The following is an 18,170-nucleotide window of genomic DNA, read 5'->3' on the forward strand; positions in this document are numbered from 1 at the left end:
AGTCCCTCTAGCTATCACAGCCGGAGTGGGATGCTCAGGCCCTCGGCAGCTCGACGGTGAAGCAGGCCCCCTGCCCCACTTCCGAGCGGACAGAGAGCGTCCCTCCCGCCTCCGTCACGACGCGCCAGGCCACGCTCAACCCCAACCCCACGTTGGACCACACGTCCTTGGTGGTGAAGAAGGGCTCGAAGATGCGCGGACGGATGTCGGGGGAGATGCCCTTGCCCGTGTCCTCCACCTCCAGGAACGCGCGGCCGTCGCGCTGGCCCGTGCGCAGGGTGAGCCGCCGCGTGGGCGACTTCATCATCGCCGTGCGCGCGTTGGACAGGAGCGCCAGGACGACCTGGGACAGGTGCCCGGGGTCCGCGCGAACGCGGCTCAGGCCCGGCGTCAACTGGGTGGCAAGTGTCACGCCGTCACTGAGAATCTGGTGCTCGGTGAGGCTGAGCGCGTCGCGCACGACGGCGTTGAGGTCCACCGGGCGCATGTCGGGGCGCTCGCGCTGCTGGGAGAAGCGCAGGAGGTTCTGGGTGATTTCCTTGCAGCGCTTGGCGCTGTGCTCGATTTTGCGCAGCGTCTCCAAATCAGGGTCCGCCGAGCCCCTGTCCAGCATGAGCAACTGCACGTTGCCGAGGATGCCGGCCAGCGGGTTGTTGATTTCGTGCGCCACGCCCGCGCCCAACTGTCCCACCGCCGCCAGCTTCTGCGCCTCGAGCAGCTGGGCCTGGGCACCGCGCAGCTCGTTCGTGGCCTCGTCCACGCGCATGCGCAGCTCGTCATTCCAGCGCAGCATCCTCGCGCGGGCCGACTCCAGCTCCTCGCCCATGCGGTTGAAGGTGGTGGCCAGCTCGCTCAGCTCGTCCTGGCCCTCCACCTTGACGCGCCGGCTCAGCTCTCCGCGCCCGTAGGCCTCCGCGCCTTGAACGACCTCCTCCAGCCTCCGGTTGAGCCGCCGCGTGAAGAGCGCGCCCAGCCCCAGCAGGACGAAGAAGGCTCCGCCAATGGATGCCAGCACCGTGCGCCGCATGGCATGCACCGGCGCCAGGGCCGTGGCCTCGTCCACCTCCACCACCACGTCGAAGCGCAGGCTCCGGGACACGCGGGCCACGCTCACGCGCCGGGGCGGGTCCTCCAGACGGAAGCTCCGGACCAGTTCCGGCTCCGGGGCCGTGGGCGTCAACAGATGGGCGGCAAGCGCCGGGTCCAGCGAGGTCATCCGCCGCGTGGGCTCCGTGCTCGCGAGGATTCGCCGGTCGTCGTCCACCAGGTCCACCCGGCCCAGCGCGCCCTGGGGACGGCGGAGCAGCGCGGCCTCCAGCGGCGCGAGGACAATCTCCGCCAGCGCGAAGGGCGCGTCTTCACCCTCGGCCAGCTTCACCGCGACGGACACGGCCGCGTGTCCGCTCTCCTCGTGGACGTAGGCGCCGCCGAGCGCCGCCTGGCCCTTTCCTCCGCCTCGGAGCTGCTGCACGGGCACCGATTGGACCATCCGCGTCTGCCCGCCCTCCTTGAAGCCGGGGTGGCCCTCCACGCCTCCCGGCGGGAACACGGGCGCTCCCAGCGGACGGCCCTGGGCGTCGAGCTTCAGCACCGCGCTCACCGCTGGGGACTGGCCGTAGAGCAGTCGCAGCCCACCCACCGTCTCCGCCTCCGTGGCGGCTTGCCAGTCGAAGAGCTCGGCGGAGCGCGCGAGCGCCTCCACCACCTCCATCAACCTGGCCCCCACGGCCTCGGCGGCGGCGGACGCCTGGGTGCGTTGCTCCGCGTCGATGCGAGCGACCAGCTCCGCCTCGGCGCGCGAGAGCAACAGGAAGCCGACCGCGGCCAGTGGCAGCACCGTCGCGGCGAGCATGAACAGGACCAGCTGCTGGTAGAGCCTCACCCGGCGACGGAGCGTACCACCTGCTCCCGGTCGCTGCGCAGATAGACGGAGCCCTGGATGGCCTTGGCGCGCTTCTTCATGTCCGCCGCGCGGCGGGCAAGCTCCGCGTGGTCCTGGGTGCCGTCCGTCATCACCGCGACGATGGACACGCTCATGATGGGGAAGCGCCGGCGCTCACCGAAGCGGTCCTCCGCCTCGATGTGGCCCCGCTCCCGGTCCTGCCTGTCGTAGTAGAGCGGGATGATGCGGTCGAACGTCTCGATGGCCGTCTGACAGACGCGGTCCACCGACTCCGGCGCGGCGATGAAGACGAAGTCGTCTCCGGCCACGTGGCCCAGGAAGTCTCCGGGCACGCCTTCCTGCGCGAAGATTTCGCGCATCAAGTCACCCGTCTGCCGCACGACACCGTCGGCCTTCGCGAAGCCGTAGTAGTCGTTGTAGGCCTTGAGGTTGTCCAGGTCCAGGTAGCAGAACGCGAACGGCCGCCGCGTCACGAGCCGCCGCTGCACCTCGCGCTCAATCGCGGTGGAGCCCGGCAGCTGCGTCGTCGGAGAGGCCGACAGCTCCTGCTCCTTGCGCCGCAGCACGCTCTCCACCCGGGCGCCCAGCTCCAGCGCGTCGAAGGGCTTGGTGAGGTAGTCGTCGCCGCCCAGCTTGAGGGCGCGGACCTTCGAGGACGTCTCCGCGCGGGCGGAGATGAAGATGACGGAGATGTGGCCGCTGGCGCGCTCGGCCTTTATCTCTTCCAGGAAGAGGAAGCCGTCGCCGTCCGGCAGCGTCACGTCCAGCAGGATGACGTCCGGCCGGCGCTCGCGCAGGGCGCGGCGCCCCTCTTCCAGCGAGCCCGCCACCACCACGTCGAAGCCGATGTTCTCCAGCACCTCGCGGCAGATGACGGCGATCTTCACGTCGTCGTCCACCACCAGCACGCGGCCATGGGCCGGGCCCGCGCGGCCTCGCACCAGCGAGTCCACCGTGGCCAGCAGCTTGTCCGGCATCAGCGGGCGCACCAGGAAGGCATCCGCTCCGGCGCGGAAGGCGCGCTGGCGCTCATCGAAGGCGGACGAGAGGAGCAGCGGCGCGCGCCGCGTCTCCGGGTCGTGCCGGAGAATCTCGGCCAGCCGCAGCCCGTCCACGTCCGGCAGCCGCACGGACACCAGCACCATGTCCGGGTGGTAGAGCCGCGCGCTCGCCATACCCTCTTCCGCGTTGAAGGCCAGCCGCACGTCGTAGCCGCGCGCGGACATCAGCGCCTTGGCGATGTAGCCGACCTCCGGCTCGCCCTCGATGACCAGGATGCGGCCGCGGCTCTCGCGGCGGCGGGGGCCCGGCGCTTCACCCGCCTCGTCCGTCTGACGCAGCTCCGGCGGCGGCTCGGTGGGCAGCACCGCCATGAAGCGCACGCCGTCCGTGCACGGCTCACACCAGATGCGGCCACCGTGGGCCTCGACGATGTTGCGGCAGATGGCCAGGCCCAGGCCCGTGCCGCGCACGGTGCGGTTGGCCTTGGTGCGCGCCTGCTCGAAGCGGTCGAAGATGCGCTCCAGGCTGTCCTCGGCGATGGGGTCGCCGCTGTTCCAGCAGGAGAGCACCACGTAGCCGGGCAGGCTGGACGTGGCGTGCAGCTCCACGCGCACCTCGCCGCCCTCCGGGGTGAACTTCACCGCGTTGTTGAGCAGGTTGTTGAGGACCTGGTTGAGGCGGTTCGGGTCGGCGATGACGCGCAGCGGATGGCGCGGCAGCCCCGGCGTCACCTGCACGCGCTTCTCACCGAAGGCCGGACCGTACTTCTCCACCACCCGCTGGACGAGCTCGTCCAGGTAGGCGACCTCGAAGTTCATCCGCAGCCGGCCCTTGGCGAACTTCGACAAGTCCAGCAGGTCGTCGACGATGGTGTTGAGCTTCTCCGTCGAATCCCGGGCCAGCGACAGGTAGCGGCGCTGGCGCTCGTTGATGTCGCCGGCCATGAAGTTGAGCACCAGGTCCAGCGCGCCGGAGATGGACGTGAGCGGCGTGCGCAGCTCGTGGCTCACCATGGAGACGAACTCGTCCTTGCGCTCCTCCAGTCGCTTCTGGTCGGTGATGTCGCGCAGCACCACGCACACCCCGCGCAGCGTGCCGCGCGCGTCGCTCACCGGCGTCGTCGTCGTCTGCACGTGCCGGTCGAAGAGCTTCACCTCCTCGCGCAGCACCTGCGTGCCGCTGTACTCCCAGCCGCGCACCAGGTGGAAGGGCTGGAACCCCAGCCGCTCCTCCATCATCCGGCTGGTGTGCTCCGTCGGGTCATCCCCCACGCGCAAGAGCCGCCGAGCCGCGGGGTTCATCACGACGATGTCGTTCTTCTCGTCGGTGAGCACCACGCCGTCGGCCATGGACTCCACCATCCGCTCCATGCGGTGGCGGGCCTCTTCCTCCGCCGAGCGCAGGGACTGGATGGCGTCCGCCGTCTGGTTGGCGAGCACGTCCAACAGCACGCCGTCGTCCTCGGTGAAGGCGTCCGCGCGCTGGCTGAACAGCGACAGCATGCCCACCGGACGTCCCCCGGCCACCAGGTTCACCGTGAGCTGGCTGGGGTACACGGCCGGCGCCGCCGCGTCCTGCGTCGTCGTCCCCGCCACGCGGGTGATGACCCGGTCCTCCGGCAACAACAGGCCGCTGCTCTTGCGGTACGCGCCGAGCATCGACTCCTTCACGCCCAACAGCGCCTGCTCGCCCACGGTGCCGTGACAGCGCAGCCGCAGCGTCGCGCTGCGCGACTCGTCCGGGGCGATGAGCGCCGCGCCGCAGTCGTACGGCAGCACGCGCGCCACGGCGATGAGCACGCGGTCGATGATGTTGTCGTAGCTGGCCGGATCATTCGCGCTGGCCCGGCTCACCTCGTACAGGACGAACAGCGCCTCCACGCGCTGGTGGAGCTGGCGGATGAGCCGCTCCTTGTCCCGCCGCAGCTGCGTGTACTCCACCGCGTTCTTCACGGTGATGAGCAGGTCGTTCACATCCCAGGGCTTGGTGATGTACCGGTACACCTGCCCCTTGTTGATGGCCGCGATCAGGTCATCGGGGTCGGTGAAGCCCGTCAACAACAGCGTGGTGACGTCGAACCCCTCCGCGCGCGCGGTCGCCGCCAGCTCGATGCCCGTCATCTCCGGCATCCGCTGGTCCGTGACGAGCACGTCCACTGACTCGCGACGTAGGACTTCCAACGCGGCCTGACCGCTCAAGGCCGTGAGGACGCGATACCGGCGCTGGAACATCCGCGAAAGGATGTCCAGGACGTCGGCTTCATCGTCGACGAAGAGCAGCGTGTGGCGGAGCTCGGACAAAGCAGGCGGAATTGTACGTCGAGATCATCGACTCCCCTCAAGAACTGAGAATGCCGAAAAGTTCGACACACACTGAGGGTGCGCACGGGGATACTGAACGGATTGACTCTACACGTATGTTCAGGGAAAGTGGACACTGAAAGCCTGTTGCCTGGAGACCTGCTCCAAGGGAATCAGGCCGGCCGAGCGAGGGAGCGCATGGAAGAGCTGACGGACCGCCAGCGCGAGATTCTCAGCTTCATCGTGAAGGAGACGGAGACTCGCGGATTCCCGCCCACCATCCGGGAGATTGGCGAGCACATGGAGATCCGCTCCACCAACGGGGTGAATGACCACCTGAAGGCGCTGGAGCGCAAGGGCTACCTGAACCGGGGTGAGCAGCAGAGCCGCTCCCTGGTGCCCACCAAGCGAGCGCGGTTGCTCCTGGGTCTGGGCGCCAAGCGCGACGCGGGCATGGTGGAGGTCCCCCTGCTGGGCAAGGTGGCGGCCGGCGCTCCGCTGCTCGCGCAGGAGCACATGGAGGACTCGGTCAAGATCGACAGCTTCCTCCTGGGCGGCGTGAATGGCCGGGAGGTCTTCGCCCTGCGGGTGAAGGGCCAGTCGATGATTGACGACGGCATCCACGACGGCGACTACCTCTTCGTGAAGAAGACGCCGGCGGCCAATCCGGGCGACATCGTCGTGGCGCTCATCGAGGACGAGGCCACGGTGAAGCGCTACTACCCGGAAGGCGAGCGCATCCGCTTCCAGCCGGCGAACGCCACCATGCAGCCCATCTACGTGAGCCGCGCGGAGTTCCGCTCCACGATGATTCTGGGCCTGGTGGTGGGCGTGTACCGGAAGATGCAGGGCGGGCGCGCGTAGCGTCGTCGCGGCCCCAAGGCCCCTGGGCTTGTGCTCAGGGGCACTTCTTCACGCGAGGGTCCGCCGCCAACGCGCGAGCACAAGCAGCCTGCACCAGCACGGGGTCCTTCAGCTCCCGGGCGAGCCGCGCCGTGGCGAGCTGGAGGTCCACGTCCTTCACCATGTCGTGCTCGGTGCTGAGGTTGCCGAGGATGCGCAGCGCGTCCGACTTGCGCTCCATGGTGACGAGCAGGTCGGCCAGCTCCCGCAGCTCGCGCACGTCGTTGCCCTGCACGGACTCGAGCGCCGCGGCCAGCTCCTGCTCCGCGCCCTCCTTGCTCTTCATGGCGAGCTGGATTCGGGCCAGCGCCACGTGGACGATGGCGCGGTCCTTCACGCGCAGGGATTCCTTGTACGCGTCGATGGCGTCACCCGGCTTGTCCAGCTGCAGGTGGATGGTGCCGACCAGCTCCCACAACGTAGGGTCCCTGGGGGACTTGCTGGCGGCCTCCTTGTAGGCGGTGGCGGCCTCCGGCAGCTTGCCGGCGCGCACCAGCGCGTCGCCCAGCGCGGTGAGCACCCCGGGCGTGCGGACGCCCTCGTCGGCGGCCTTCTGCACCAGCGCGAGCACCTCCGCCTGACGGCCCACCTTGGTGAGCACCTCCGTGGTGCGGAGGATGAGCTCGGACTTCACCGCGCCCGAGGAGGCGTTGGCGGCCAGGACGAAGTGGCGGATGGCCTCGTCGTTCTCGCCCTTCTTGAGGTGGATTTCGGCCAGCTGCTCCAGCGCGTTGTAGTCGTTGGGGTACAGGCCCACGGCCTTGCGCAGGGAGCTGAGGGCCTCGTCAGGGCGGCCGAGCTGGGCCTGGACGAAGCCCAGGCGGCTCCAGTTGGTGGAGCGCTTGGGCTCCAGCTTGAGCGCGGCCTCGAACTCGGTGGCGGCCTCCGCGAGCTTCCCCATGGAGAGGAAGATCTCGCCGCGCGCGGCGGGCAGCCGCGGATCATTCGGCGCCAGCTTCCGCATCTCCTCGAAGGACGCGAGCGCGGCCTCGAACTGGCCCTGGAGGTACTCGGCGGTGCCCTTGATGTAGAGGCCCTCCGCGTGGTCCTTGGGCGTCACCTTGGGACTGTCGTCACAGGCGGAGGTGGCGAGCAGGGCAATCAGGGACAGGGAACGCAGGCGCGAGAACATGGGGGGCTCCGAATCCTAGAAGTGGTACGCGATGCCCAGGTTGAGGTCCAGATTGAGGCCATCTCCGAGCTTGGACTCCGCGAGCCCCAGCACGGCCTGGGCCACATTCGTACCGGCCTCCAACTGGACGCCGACGTGTCCGGCGATGAGGTACTCCAGCCCGAGGAAGCCGACGACGGTGGGCAGCGGCCCGGTGGACTGGAAGATGCCGAAGTCGCCGAAGGACAGCTGCACGCCCAGGCCGAAGCCCCAGTAGGGGCGCAGCGACTTCTCCACGTTGTGATAGTGGCGCGCGCCGACGACGCTCGGAAGGACGTTGAGGCCACCCTCGGCGCCCTCGGCGTCGGAGCGCAGGTAGGAGAAGCCCACCTGGACGAAACCGAGCCACTCCGGGTGGAACCAGTAGCCCACCTCCAGGTCGGCGCCTGGATTGAAGTTGGCCAGCTTGTCGACGAAGTTGTTGTTGATGCGCAGGCCCAGCGAGAGGCCGCCACCGCCGACCATGGGAGCCCCGCCGATGAGCGGCCGCGCGCCCTGGCTCACGCCGGGGGCCACCAGCTCCGCGACGAGCGCGTCTGCGATGGCGTAGACGGTGGGAAACAGCGTGTCCGCCTCGGGCGACTCCGCGCGCGGCTTGGACAGGCTCTCCTCGCGCTCGGTGTCGAGGAGATTGGCGGTGAGCAGGTACGACTCCCCGAAGCGGTCCACGCGGCCGATGATGACGAAGCGGGCGCCGGTGAGCTTGGAGAGGTCCTTGAGGCAGAGGCCCCGCTCACACGAGGACTTGAGCTCGACGAGCTGCTGACGCTGGGCCTCGTTGAGCGAGGCGTCGACGTCGCGCTGCGAGACGACCCACAGGCGCGGAGCCTCGGCCAGCCGTCCGGTGATGAGCGAGGTGACGCCCGTCGCGGAGTCCCGAGCGGAGGCATTGGCGTCGAACGAGAGCACCGCGACGCTGAGGGGGGCCTCCTCTTTCGCGGGAGCGCTCGTGGCGGGCGCCGGCTCGGGCTCGCTGGACGGGGAGAACACCTGGGCCCACGCGGTCGGGGAGAGCAGGACGAGGAGGACGACGAGGGGTGCGAAGGTGTGCGGCACGGCGCGGCACTCTACCCTCCCCCGGCCCCAGCCCGGAGGGCCCCACGAGCCCTGGCCCCTGAATTCACCCGGGTGGACCGTCCAGGAGGGTGCCTGGGAGCGAGAGAGGGAGCAGGCCCCCGGTTCCGAGCCTGGAACTCCGAGCCTTGGGCCCACGCTCAGGTGGACGGCATCGGCCCAAGATAATCGAGCGGATCCACCGGCTTGCCGTCCACGCGCAGCTCGAAATGCAGGTGCGGGCCGGACGTCTTGCCAGATTCGCCCACGGTGGCGATGACCTGCTCCCGGCGCACCTTCTGCCCGGTGCGCACGCGCAGGTCTCGGTTGTGCGCATAGAGCGTGATGAGCCGGTTGGCGTGCTCGACGATGACGATGTTGCCGTAGCCCTTCTGCTCGCCCGCGTAGAGCACGGTGCCTTCCTGGGCCGTCTTCACCGGAGTGCCCGAGGGAGCGGCCAGGTCGATGCCGTCGTGCGGCTCGCGCCCCTTCTTCCCGAAGCGCCCGTACAGGACGCCCCTCAGGGGCCAGTCAATCATCCCCTGCGTGGCCAGCCGGGGCCGGGGCGAACCCGGACGCGACGCGGGCCTGCGGGGAGGCTCCTCGCGACGTGCCACCACCTGGCGGGGCGCCGTTCCCGTGGACGTGCGCACGGGCTCCGGGTCCGCTTCGGCGGCCAGCGTGTCGGACGACTCCACCGGCACGCTGCGCTCCACGCCAGGAATCGTCAGCTCCTGGCCCACCGACAGCGCGCGCGCGTCCTTGATGCCGTTGGCGGCGGCCAGCTCGTCCACGGTGAGGCCATACGTCTTGGCGATGCGGTACATCGTCTCGCCCGGGGCGACGCGGTGCCTCACGGACACCAGCTCCGGCTCCGGATGCGCGGAGCGCAGGGCGAACGGCAACGCGCCGTTGCGTGGCGGCGGCGTCGCGTCCTCGGAAGGACGGGAGGCACGGGCCGGCGATGCGCCCGGCACCTCGGACGGGGCCTGGGACTCCGAGTCCACCAGCGTCAGCTCCGTCCCCGGAGCGGCGGCCCGGGGGCCCACGCAGCCCACGACGAGCACGGGCACGAGGAGAACCAGGAGCGCCCTACCCGCTCGGATGGAGGTGCCCGGCCTCAACGCTAGGCACCATCCGGCTCGTGTCGGACGAAGTCCTGGAGGCTCCAGCCTTCCAGTCCCTCGAGCTGACCATGGTCCGTCAGGTCCAGATGCAGAGGCGTCACCGAGACCCGCTTGGACAGGTGCACGGCGTTGCAGTCACTGCCTGGAATGTCCTCGTGCTGATACTCGCTGCCGCCAATCCAGTAGTACTTCCGGCCGCGAGGGTCCTCCTTCTCCACCACGCTGTAGCCGTACGAGTGCCGGCCCAGGCGCGTGACGCTGTAGCCCTCCGGCTCCACGCCGCCGGGGATGTTCACGTTGAGCAGCATCCGCTTGGGCAAGGGACGCGCCAGCGCCGCCGTCACCAGCGAGCGGGCGAACCGCGCGGCCGGACCGAAATCGAACGAACCCCGCGCCACGAGGCTGAAGGCGATGGCGGGAATCCCGAGCAGGGCCCCTTCCATCGCCGCGGCCACCGTCCCCGAGTAGGTGACGTCTTCGGCCAGGTTCGAACCGTGGTTGATGCCGGACACCATGAGCGTGGGGCGATCATCCTTCAGGAGATGGACGATGGCCAGATAAGCGCAGTCGGTGGGTGTCCCGTCGACGGCGAACCACCGCTCCCGGACCTCCTTGATTCGCAGGGGCCGGTGCAGGGAGATGGCATGGGACGCGGCGCTCTGCTCGCGGTCCGGCGCCACCACCCAGACCTCCCCCAGGGGACTCACCGCCTCCACCAGTGCCTGAAGTCCTTCGGAGAAATAGCCGTCGTCGTTGGACACGAGGATGCGCGGTTTCCGCATAGCCGCGCGGTTGTAGAGGAGCCCCCGGGCATCGGCAAGCACGCTCACCAGCGGCGCTGTTACAGTGTCCACCCGCCGAATGCCGCCGCCGCCCCGTCGCCGCAATGCCCCCCAGGGGCCCGACCCGCTCATCGCCCAGCGCCGCCGAGGCGCCCTGCTCGGCCTCGCCGTGGGCAATGCCCTCGCGGTGCCCACCGCGCACCGTCCCCTGCAGGCCTCCGCCTTCCCCAGGCTGGCGGATGGGCCGTACGACAGGATGATGGGCGGAGGCCCCCAGCAGCTGCGCAAGGGCCAGGTGACGGAGGAGGTCCACCTGGCCTGTTGCCTGGGGCACAGCCTGCGCGACTTCAAGCGCTATGACGCCGCGGACGCGCTGCGCCGCTACCGGGCCTGGCAGCCCCACGCCTTCGACGTCAGCGAGGCCATGAAGGAGGTGCTGGAGGACTGCCAGTCGGGCCTGCCGCCCCTGGGCTCGGGCAAGCGCGTGTGGCTGCGAAGCCACCGCAAGGCCGTGGGCGCGGGCAGCCTGGCGCGCTGCGCGCCGCTGGGCGTGTACCTGGCGAGCGACGCGAAGGCTCGCACCCAGGCCGCGCTGGAGGACTCCGCGCTCACCCACTACGACCCGCGCTGCCAGCTCGCATGCGCCGCCTTCACCGCCGCGCTCGCCAAGGCCGTGACGACGGGCGAGGGGCTGAAGCCCGAGGACCTCGTCACCGCCGCGGAGTCCGGCATCCTGCTGGCCGGCGCGGCGTTGGGGCGCTCCGCCCCCGACTACGTCCAGGAGGTGGCCTTCGCCTCCAGCCTGCTGCGCGAGGACCTGGCGCGCGCGCGTGACGACGACCCCTGGCTCTATGGCCCGGACCTGCACGTGCACCGCGCCCAGCACGCCATCCACGTCGCCTTCCGGCTGGCCTTCTGGGAGCTGCTCCACGCCCCCACCGCCCAGGCGGCCCTCATCGACGTCGTCCACCGGGGCGGCGACACGGAGGTGCATGGCGCGGTGACGGGCGCGCTGGTGGGCGCCTTCCACGGCGAGGACGCCTTGCCCGAGGAGTGGCGCAAGCAGGTGCTGGAGGCCCTGGGCACGGTGAAGGGCCCCCTCTGGGACGTCTACCACCCCAGGCACCTGCTCAGCCTCGTGCCCACCTGAAGCGCCGCCCGTGCGGGGTGGTGCGGGGCCCCTACGGATACACGAAGCCCGCGGGGGACGGTCCTCAGGGGGACGCCCGCCGCGGGCTCGTTGCCACGTCAATGCGGCCCGGAGGCCGCGTGTGTCACTCAGGCCAGCAGGTCGATGACCACCACGCCCCGCTGGGGCTTCTCTTCCTCGGTTTCAGTCCGGCGACGCGGGCGGTCGTCGGGCATGGGCAGCGGCAGCTCCACCACGGGCCTGTCGTGCTCCTCCCGGCGGCGCTCCCTGCGCTTGATTTCTTCGATGATGAAGGCGTCGAGCATGGGTTTCCGTCTCCCCTCAGCCTACGTACCCCGATGTACGCCCGCCGTCCCGCCCAGAAATCGCTGCCACCACTCTCAGATGCAAATTAAGAACCCCGGTTCCGCACTGGGTACGTTGCCGCCATCTCGCACGGTTGCTCGTCCACCATCCGACATCCGAGCCAGGGGAACCGTGGCGTAGATGTCATGGAGACCCGAAACTTCCGGTCGGGATGCTGTTGATTCTAATGCCCTCGCGACGGCCCGCAAGCGGACCGCGTCCCGACACACCTCCGGCACTCGGGGCGGCAAGCCGCCCGGCGGGAGGGCCTGCCCGCCTGTCTACTCCCAGGCGGGTGGGGTCAGCGAGGGGCCTGGAGTCCGGACGGACCCCTGGCCGCCACTTTCAAGCCGCCTCGGCGCGGCGCTTGAACGCCTCCAGCATCTTCGGCAGCGACGTGTCGACCAGGGCGTTGACGACGGCCTTGGGCACGAGCAGGCCCAGGGCCATCTCCACGTTGTAGGTCGCTCGCGTCTTGCCCTCGCCCTCGGGCTCCAGGACCCAGCTGCCCTTGTTGTCCTTCATGACCTCGCCCTCGATGAAGGTCCAGGACATGCGGCGGGGGCGCTCCTCCACCACGCGGATGGAGTAGCGGACCGTCTTCATGACGTCGACCTTGTAGTGGACGTCGACGGTGTTGTCCTTCCGGTTCGCGGTGCGGGTCTCCTTCACCTCGGGGAGGAACTCCGGATAGCGGTCGTACTGGGTGATGACGTCGAACACCTTCTCGATGGGGGCGTTGATGACGATGGTCCGCGAGGCGCCAGGCATGGTGTCGGTCTCCGAAAGCGTCGAGGGGACAGGCTAGAAGGCAGCGTAGCCCGGCTTCTTGTCGAACTTGTGCAGGGACTGGATGAAGCGCACGGTGCTCGTCTTGCTGCGCATGACGACGGAGTGCGTCTCACAGCCACCGCCGAAGAAGCGCACGCCCTTGAGGAAGTCGCCGCTGGTGACGCCCGTGGCGGCGAACATGACCTCGCCCCGCGCCAGCTCCTCCGCGGCATAGATTTTCGTCATGTCGGTGATGCCCATCTTCTTGGCGCGCTCGATTTCGCCCGGGTTGCGGGGCACCAGCCGGCCCTGCATGTCGCCGCCGGTGGCGCGGATGGCCGCCGCGGCGATGACGCCCTCGGGCGCTCCACCGGTGCCCATCAGCACGTCCACGCCCGTGCCCTCGAAACAGGTGGCGATGGCGCCCGCCACGTCACCGTCCTCGATGAGCCGGATGCGCGCGCCCGCCGCGCGAATCTCCTTGATGAGGTCCTGGTGGCGCTCACGGTCCAGGACGACGACGGTGAGGTCCTCCACGTAGACCTTCATCTTCTCCGCGACGGCGCGCAGGTTCTCCGTGGGGCTCTTGCGCAGGTCGATGGCGCCCCGGGCGCGGGGGCCCACGGCCAGCTTCTCCATGTACGTGTCCGGCGCGTTGAGCAGCCCGCCCTTGCTGGCCATGGCCACCACGGTGATGGAGCCCGGACGGCCGTAGGCGCACAGGTTGGTGCCCTCCAGGGGGTCCAACGCGATGTCCACGGCGGGGTCACCCTCGCCACGGCGGCCGACCTTCTCGCCGATGTAGAGCATGGGCGCCTCGTCGCGCTCGCCCTCGCCAATGACGATGGTGCCGTCGATCTGCAGCGCGTCGAAGGCGCGGCGCATGGCGTCCACGGCGGCCTGGTCCGACTCGTTCTTGTCGCCGCGGCCCATCAGTCGGGCGGAGGCGATGGCCGCCATCTCGGTGACGCGCACGACCTCCATTGCAAGGTTGCGATCCATCGTCTGTGCTCCTTCAGGTTCCTGCGTTCGGATGTTCCAGCAGCCGGGCCAAGGACTCCGGCAACCGCGTGGGCTTGCCGTCGCGTCCCACGCACGCGTGCAGGGTACGACCGGTGCACAGCAACGTGCGCGGTTCGCCCTCGCGGAAAAGCTCGTAGGTGAACACGACCGAGGCCCGGCGCAACTCGCTCACCGTCGCGCGGATGATGAGCACGTCGTCGTAGCGCGCGGGGGACTTGTACGCGCAGCTCGCCTCCGCCACCGGCAGCATGAAGCCGCTGCCCTCGAACTCCCGGTAGCTGCCTCCGCGCGCGCGGAAGTACTCGCTTCGGGCGAACTCGAAGTAGCGGAAGTAGTTCGCGTAGTAGACGACACCCATTTGATCGGTGTCGCCGTAGATGACGCGCAGTCGGGCCTCGACCATGAGGGCGCGGACCGTAGCAGGGGCTGACCGCCTCCGTCCAAGACGCCGAGGCGCTTGTCGGTTGCATCTTCCCCGTCGGGCAGGTCAGCTTCTTGGACGTATGATTCGCGCCCTCGCCCTGACCGCCCTGCTGGGTTCGCTCCCCGCCGCCGCGCGTCCTCCCCGACTCACCCTGCTCATCACCGTGGACGCGCTCGGCAGCGACGTCCTGTTGCGCAACCGTCCCCGGCTCCAGGGCGCGCTGGGTCAACTGCTCGACAGTGGGGCCTACTTCCCGTACGCGCGCTATGCCTACGCGAAGTGCCGCACCGCGCCGGGCCACACCACGCTGGCCACGGGCACCAACCCGTGGCGTCACGGCATCGTCGACAACCGGTGGGTGGACCGCTCCACCGGCAAGCTCGTCTATTCCTTCGTGGACCCGGCGCACCCGGTGCTGGAGGCGACGCTCAAGCCGGGGCAGGACGCCAGTCCCGCGAACCTCATGGCGGAGACGCTCTCGGACCGGCTGCGCATGGCCACGCAGGAGCGCGGCAAGGCGGTGGCGGTGTCGCTCAAGTCGCGCTCGGCCATCTCCCTGGCGGGCCGGCTGGGACAGGCGTGGTGGTTCGACGATGGCGCGGGGAAGTTCGTGACGGGCACCTGGTACACGAAGGAGTTCCCCGAGTGGGTGAAGCAACTCAACGCGCGGATGCTTCCGGAGTCCTACTTCGGCAAGACGTGGGAGCTGATGCGTCCGCGCGCCGAGTACATCGGCGAGGATGACCGGAGCTACGAGGCGGACTCATACGGGCTGGGCCGCACCTTCCCCCATCCGCTCACGGGCGGGCTGAAGGAGCCGGGGCTCAACTTCTACAAGGCGTTTGGCGTCTCGCCGGACTCGCACACGCTGCTGGTGGAGGCGGCGAAGGCGGCCATCGTCGGCGAGCAACTGGGGAAGGACGCGGTGCCGGACCTGCTCGCGGTGAGCTTCAGCGGGACGGACAACGTGTTCCATGAGTACGGCCCGTACTCGTGGGAGATGCAGGACACGATGCTGCGCCTGGACAAGGCGCTGGGGGACCTCATCTCCGCGGCCGAGCGCGCGGCCGGTGGACGCGCCAACCTGACCATCGCGCTGGTGGCGGACCACGGCGGAGCGACAGCGCCCGAGCAGTGGGCGGCGGCGGGACTTCCCGCGCAGCGGATGAACCCGAAGACCATCAGCGAGGGCATCTCCGCGATGGTGAAGGAGCGCTTCGGCCCGGACGTCACGGCGACGATGGAGGAGCTGGACGTGTACCTGGGCGGCCCGGCGCTGACGTCGGGCAAGGTGGATGGCGCGCAGGTGCGGCGCGCGGTGGCGGACTGGCTGTTGAAGCAGCCCCATGTCGTGGCGGCGGTGACACGGGAGGAGCTCTTCTCCGCGCCGGACCCCGCCGGTTACCTGGCCCCCTTGCGCAAGGGCTACTACCCGGAGCGCAGCGGCGATGTGCTGTACCTGCTGCGGCCCTTCCAGGTCGTCTACTTCGACCCCGAGGGGAGCACGCACGGCTCGCCATACTCGTACGACTCGCAGGTGCCCGTGGTGTTCGCGGGCAAGGGAATCAAACCGGGGACGTACATGACGGAGATCGACCCAGTGGACGTGGCGCCCACGCTCGCGGCGTTGCTGGAGATGGGGATGCCCGCGTCCACGGAGGGCAAGCCTCGCGCCGAGATTCTCACCGGCAAGTGAGCGCGGCCTGAGGCCAGGGACCTCGGACTCCAGGTCCCCGCCGCGAACCCGAGCCCCTCAGCGCAGCGGTGCGAGGAAAGCGTCGAGCACGCCGTTCACCCACTCTGGCGCATCGAGCTGCACCCAGTGTCCGGTGACGGGCTCCACCTTCTTGAACGGCAGCTCGGGCACCAGGACCTGGTACGCATCCGAGCCCTCGTTGAAGGCCGTCACCACGGACAGCTTTGGACCCGGGTAGCGACGCAGCGCGGAGACCGGGTCGAACGTCAGGAGCGAGCCCAGTCCCGACCGGACCGCCACCTGAGCGGTGGCCTTCAAGCCTCCGAGCACCTGCTCCCGGACCTCGGGCCGCGAGGGCGCGAGCATCGGCGCCCAGTACTCCTCGACGACCTGAAGCCACGCCTCGGAGCCCAGCGCTCCCATCAGCCCCTGCGCCTGCTCCTCTGGAATCATTCGTCCGTCGGAAGCCGGGTCGAGCAGCAGCAACCCCGCCACGCGCGACGGATGGGCCGCCGCGTAGGCCGCGCAGACCGCGCCGCCCAGGCTGTGGCCCACGAGCACGAACCGCTCCAGCTTCAAGCCATCCACCACCGCCGCGACGTCCGCCGCGAAGTCCTCGACGGAAATCGCGCCCTCGGTGGGGACCTGCGACTGGCCGTGTCCTCGCAAGTCCAGCGCGAGCGCCCGACGCGTCTGGCGCAGGTGTGAGAGCTGCGCCGCCCAGTGCTTCGTGCTCCCGGCGCTGGAGTGGACGAACACCACCGGAAGCCCACCCACGCCACCATCATCCACGTACAGCGCTCCCGCAGGGCCCTTCATGACGACCTCCTCGATTCAGGGGCGCGTCCAGCCGCGCCATGAATCCTTGAGTACGGCCCATCCCTGTCAGAATCTGTCAGCAAATGGCACGCGTCAGCCGAGTCATGCGTCTGGTCGACTTTCTCCGGGGCCGGGAGGCCACCACCGTCGCGGAGATTTCCGCCGAGCTGGGGGTGAGCCCGCGCACCGTCCACCGGGACCTGGCCACCCTGAGGGAGCAGGGCCTGCCCATCGCCAGCGACACCGGCCCGGGAGGCGGCGTGCGCCTGGAGCGCGACAGGGGTGTCACCGCCGTCCACCTCGCCGTCGAGGAGGTCGTCGCGCTGTGGCTGGCGGCGAGCCTGTCCTCGACGGGAAGCGCGTTGCCCTGGGGGAGCGCGGCCCGCTCGGGGCTCGACAAGCTCTTCGCCAGCGTGCCGAGGGAGCGCTCACGCAGCATGCGCGAACTCTGCCAGCGCGTGGTGGTGGGGCGCCCCGCGACGGCCCGCGTGCTCTCGGAGCTGGGAGCGCCGCCAGAGGAGCTGCTCGCCATCTTCGAGCAGGCCTTCCGCGAGCAGGTGTGCCTCGCCTTCGACTACGAGGACCGGCACGGGAAGAAGAGCCGCCGCTGCGTGGAGCCGCACGGGCTGCTCGTCGAGTCACCTGTCTGGTACGTGCTGGCGCGCGACGTGGAGAAGTCCGCGGCGCGCATGTTCCGGATGGACCGCGTCCACCGGCCCCGGCTGGTGCCCGAGCGCCGCTTCATCCCCGACATGGAGGGGCTCAAGGCCCAGGCCCTCGCTCAACGGAGCAAGGGCCCGGAGTGAGCGAGGCTCAGCCCTGAGAAGGGGCCGCAGCGCGCGGACGACGCGGCTTCTTCGCCGCGACGATTTCCAGCGACAGGTCCATGGCCCGCGCCGAGTGCGTCAGCGCGCCCATGGAGACGAAGTCCACGCCCATCTTCGCCAGGCGCGGCAGGCGGTCCAGGGTGACGCCACCGGACACCTCGAGCGGAACGCGACCACCCGCCAGCTTCACGGCCTCGCGAATCTGCGCGTCGTCCATGTTGTCGAGCATCACCACGTCAGCGCCGTGTTCGAGCGCTTCGGCGAGCTGCTTGAGGTTGGTGACCTCAATCTCGATTTTGCAGAGGCGAGGCCCGTTCGCCTTGGCGAGCCGGAGCGCCTCCGAGATGGAGCCGCCCACCGCCGCGATGTGGTTGTCCTTGATGAGGACGCCATCAAAGAGACCGAAGCGGTGGTTGGTGGCGCCGCCCATGCGGACGGCATCCTTGGCCAGCACGCGCATGCCGGGCGGCGTCTTGCGCGTGTCCAGCACCTGCATCTTCGAGCCCCGCACCGACGTCATCGCCTGCTGAGCCAGGGTGGCGATGCCGGCGGCGCGTTGGACCAGGTTGAGCGCGGTGCGCTCGGCGGCGAGCAGGGAGCGCAGCCGCCCATGACACCGGGCGGCCACGACCTTGGGCTTGATCTCCTGGCTGTCCTGGCGGAGCAACTCCACCTCGACGTCCGGGTCGACCTTGTGGAAGACGCGCGTGAAGGCCTCGAGCCCCGCGAGCACCAGCTGCTCCTTGGCGACCAGCTCCGCACTGCCCTCCGCGTCAGGCGGAATGAGGGCCTGTGAGGTGACGTCTCCCGCCGCCCCCAGGTCTTCGTCGAGGGCGAGGTCGATGAGCCGATCGAGGTAATCCTGCTGCACGTC

Annotated in this window: 16 protein-coding genes; 4 read left to right on the forward strand and 12 right to left on the reverse strand. The window is 69.7% G+C overall.

Annotated elements, in window-relative coordinates; all coding sequences use genetic code 11:
- Positions 1–34 precede the first annotated feature (34 nt).
- Positions 35–1,882: a sensor histidine kinase gene (locus LZ199_RS41040; RefSeq protein WP_253999258.1), complete on the reverse strand. Its 1,848-nt coding sequence runs from the start codon at positions 1,880–1,882 to the stop codon at positions 35–37.
- Positions 1,879–5,205 carry a response regulator gene (locus LZ199_RS41045; protein WP_253999259.1) on the reverse strand — a complete coding sequence of 1,109 codons (3,327 nt, stop codon included), beginning with the start codon at positions 5,203–5,205 and terminating at the stop codon, positions 1,879–1,881. The genes LZ199_RS41040 and LZ199_RS41045 overlap by 4 nt, the downstream gene beginning before the upstream one ends.
- Before the next feature lie 198 nt (positions 5,206–5,403).
- On the opposite strand from LZ199_RS41045, the gene lexA reads away from it, so the two are divergent.
- On the forward strand, positions 5,404–6,069 hold the full coding sequence (gene lexA / locus LZ199_RS41050) for a transcriptional repressor LexA (RefSeq protein WP_253999260.1): 666 nt from the start codon (positions 5,404–5,406) through the stop codon (positions 6,067–6,069).
- 34 nt (positions 6,070–6,103) lie between these two features.
- Here lexA and LZ199_RS41055 read toward each other — a convergent pair whose 3' ends face one another.
- From LZ199_RS41055 to surE, 4 genes are all read right to left on the reverse strand, one after another.
- Positions 6,104–7,240, reverse strand: a complete 1,137-nt coding sequence (locus LZ199_RS41055; RefSeq protein ID WP_253999261.1) for a tetratricopeptide repeat protein — start codon at positions 7,238–7,240, stop codon at positions 6,104–6,106.
- Positions 7,241–7,255: 15 nt separating this feature from the next.
- Positions 7,256–8,335 (reverse strand): hypothetical protein, encoded by a 1,080-nt coding sequence (locus LZ199_RS41060; protein WP_253999262.1) that lies wholly within the window; start codon positions 8,333–8,335, stop codon positions 7,256–7,258.
- Positions 8,336–8,493: 158 nt separating this feature from the next.
- Positions 8,494–9,237, reverse strand: a complete 744-nt coding sequence (locus LZ199_RS41065) for a peptidoglycan DD-metalloendopeptidase family protein (protein WP_407667334.1) — start codon at positions 9,235–9,237, stop codon at positions 8,494–8,496.
- A gap of 221 nt (positions 9,238–9,458) precedes the next feature.
- Positions 9,459–10,241: a 5'/3'-nucleotidase SurE gene (gene surE / locus LZ199_RS41070; RefSeq protein WP_253999291.1), complete on the reverse strand. Its 783-nt coding sequence runs from the start codon at positions 10,239–10,241 to the stop codon at positions 9,459–9,461.
- A 79-nt stretch (positions 10,242–10,320) separates the two neighbouring features.
- Between surE and LZ199_RS41075 the strand changes: the two genes are divergently transcribed.
- Positions 10,321–11,391 (forward strand): ADP-ribosylglycohydrolase family protein, encoded by a 1,071-nt coding sequence (locus LZ199_RS41075; RefSeq protein ID WP_253999292.1) that lies wholly within the window; start codon positions 10,321–10,323, stop codon positions 11,389–11,391.
- 128 nt (positions 11,392–11,519) lie between these two features.
- Here the strand turns inward: LZ199_RS41075 and LZ199_RS41080 are convergent, their stop codons facing one another.
- The 4 genes from LZ199_RS41080 to LZ199_RS41095 all read right to left on the reverse strand — a co-directional run bounded on the left by LZ199_RS41080 (position 11,520) and on the right by LZ199_RS41095 (position 13,933).
- Positions 11,520–11,696: a hypothetical protein gene (locus LZ199_RS41080; protein WP_176433708.1), complete on the reverse strand. Its 177-nt coding sequence runs from the start codon at positions 11,694–11,696 to the stop codon at positions 11,520–11,522.
- Between the two features lie 385 nt (positions 11,697–12,081).
- Entirely contained in the window at positions 12,082–12,507 is a 426-nt protein-coding gene (locus tag LZ199_RS41085) for a type II toxin-antitoxin system RatA family toxin (protein WP_253999264.1), read from the reverse strand.
- 33 nt (positions 12,508–12,540) lie between these two features.
- The gene (glpX, locus tag LZ199_RS41090) at positions 12,541–13,509 is read right to left on the reverse strand and encodes a class II fructose-bisphosphatase (RefSeq protein ID WP_253999265.1); all 969 of its coding nucleotides are present in this window, start codon (positions 13,507–13,509) and stop codon (positions 12,541–12,543) included.
- A gap of 13 nt (positions 13,510–13,522) precedes the next feature.
- Positions 13,523–13,933, reverse strand: coding sequence for an acyl-CoA thioesterase (locus LZ199_RS41095; RefSeq protein ID WP_253999266.1), 411 nt, complete (start codon positions 13,931–13,933; stop codon positions 13,523–13,525).
- Between the two features lie 100 nt (positions 13,934–14,033).
- Here LZ199_RS41095 and LZ199_RS41100 point away from each other — a divergent pair, with 100 nt between their 5' ends.
- The gene (locus LZ199_RS41100; RefSeq protein ID WP_253999267.1) at positions 14,034–15,650 is read left to right on the forward strand and encodes an alkaline phosphatase family protein; all 1,617 of its coding nucleotides are present in this window, start codon (positions 14,034–14,036) and stop codon (positions 15,648–15,650) included.
- Between the two features lie 57 nt (positions 15,651–15,707).
- Here the strand turns inward: LZ199_RS41100 and LZ199_RS41105 are convergent, their stop codons facing one another.
- Positions 15,708–16,469, reverse strand: a complete 762-nt coding sequence (locus tag LZ199_RS41105; protein WP_253999268.1) for an alpha/beta fold hydrolase — start codon at positions 16,467–16,469, stop codon at positions 15,708–15,710.
- A 104-nt stretch (positions 16,470–16,573) separates the two neighbouring features.
- Here LZ199_RS41105 and LZ199_RS41110 point away from each other — a divergent pair, with 104 nt between their 5' ends.
- Entirely contained in the window at positions 16,574–17,275 is a 702-nt protein-coding gene (locus LZ199_RS41110; protein ID WP_253999269.1) for a helix-turn-helix transcriptional regulator, read from the forward strand.
- A gap of 7 nt (positions 17,276–17,282) precedes the next feature.
- On the opposite strand, the gene nadC is transcribed toward LZ199_RS41110, so the two are convergent.
- Complete coding sequence (gene nadC / locus LZ199_RS41115) at positions 17,283–18,167, reverse strand: carboxylating nicotinate-nucleotide diphosphorylase (protein ID WP_176433711.1); 885 nt, start codon at positions 18,165–18,167, stop codon at positions 17,283–17,285.
- Between the last annotated feature and the right edge of the window lie 3 nt (positions 18,168–18,170).

Source organism: Myxococcus qinghaiensis, assembly GCF_024198215.1.
GTDB classification, from domain to species: domain Bacteria; phylum Myxococcota; class Myxococcia; order Myxococcales; family Myxococcaceae; genus Myxococcus; species Myxococcus qinghaiensis.

Bases quoted from the DNA above. Each gene is read 5' to 3' on its own strand.
- LZ199_RS41105 (WP_253999268.1), bottom strand. From the start codon at position 16,469: ATGAAGGGCCCTGCGGGAGCGCTGTACGTGGATGATGGTGGCGTGGGT.
- LZ199_RS41055 (WP_253999261.1), bottom strand. From the start codon at position 7,240: ATGTTCTCGCGCCTGCGTTCCCTGTCCCTGATTGCCCTGCTCGCCACC.
- LZ199_RS41085 (WP_253999264.1), bottom strand. From the start codon at position 12,507: ATGCCTGGCGCCTCGCGGACCATCGTCATCAACGCCCCCATCGAGAAG.
- LZ199_RS41080 (WP_176433708.1), bottom strand. From the start codon at position 11,696: ATGCTCGACGCCTTCATCATCGAAGAAATCAAGCGCAGGGAGCGCCGC.
- glpX (WP_253999265.1), bottom strand. From the start codon at position 13,509: ATGGATCGCAACCTTGCAATGGAGGTCGTGCGCGTCACCGAGATGGCG.
- LZ199_RS41075 (WP_253999292.1), top strand. From the start codon at position 10,321: ATGCCGCCGCCGCCCCGTCGCCGCAATGCCCCCCAGGGGCCCGACCCG.
- LZ199_RS41110 (WP_253999269.1), top strand. From the start codon at position 16,574: ATGCGTCTGGTCGACTTTCTCCGGGGCCGGGAGGCCACCACCGTCGCG.
- surE (WP_253999291.1), bottom strand. From the start codon at position 10,241: ATGCGGAAACCGCGCATCCTCGTGTCCAACGACGACGGCTATTTCTCC.
- LZ199_RS41100 (WP_253999267.1), top strand. From the start codon at position 14,034: ATGATTCGCGCCCTCGCCCTGACCGCCCTGCTGGGTTCGCTCCCCGCC.
- LZ199_RS41095 (WP_253999266.1), bottom strand. From the start codon at position 13,933: ATGGTCGAGGCCCGACTGCGCGTCATCTACGGCGACACCGATCAAATG.
- lexA (WP_253999260.1), top strand. From the start codon at position 5,404: ATGGAAGAGCTGACGGACCGCCAGCGCGAGATTCTCAGCTTCATCGTG.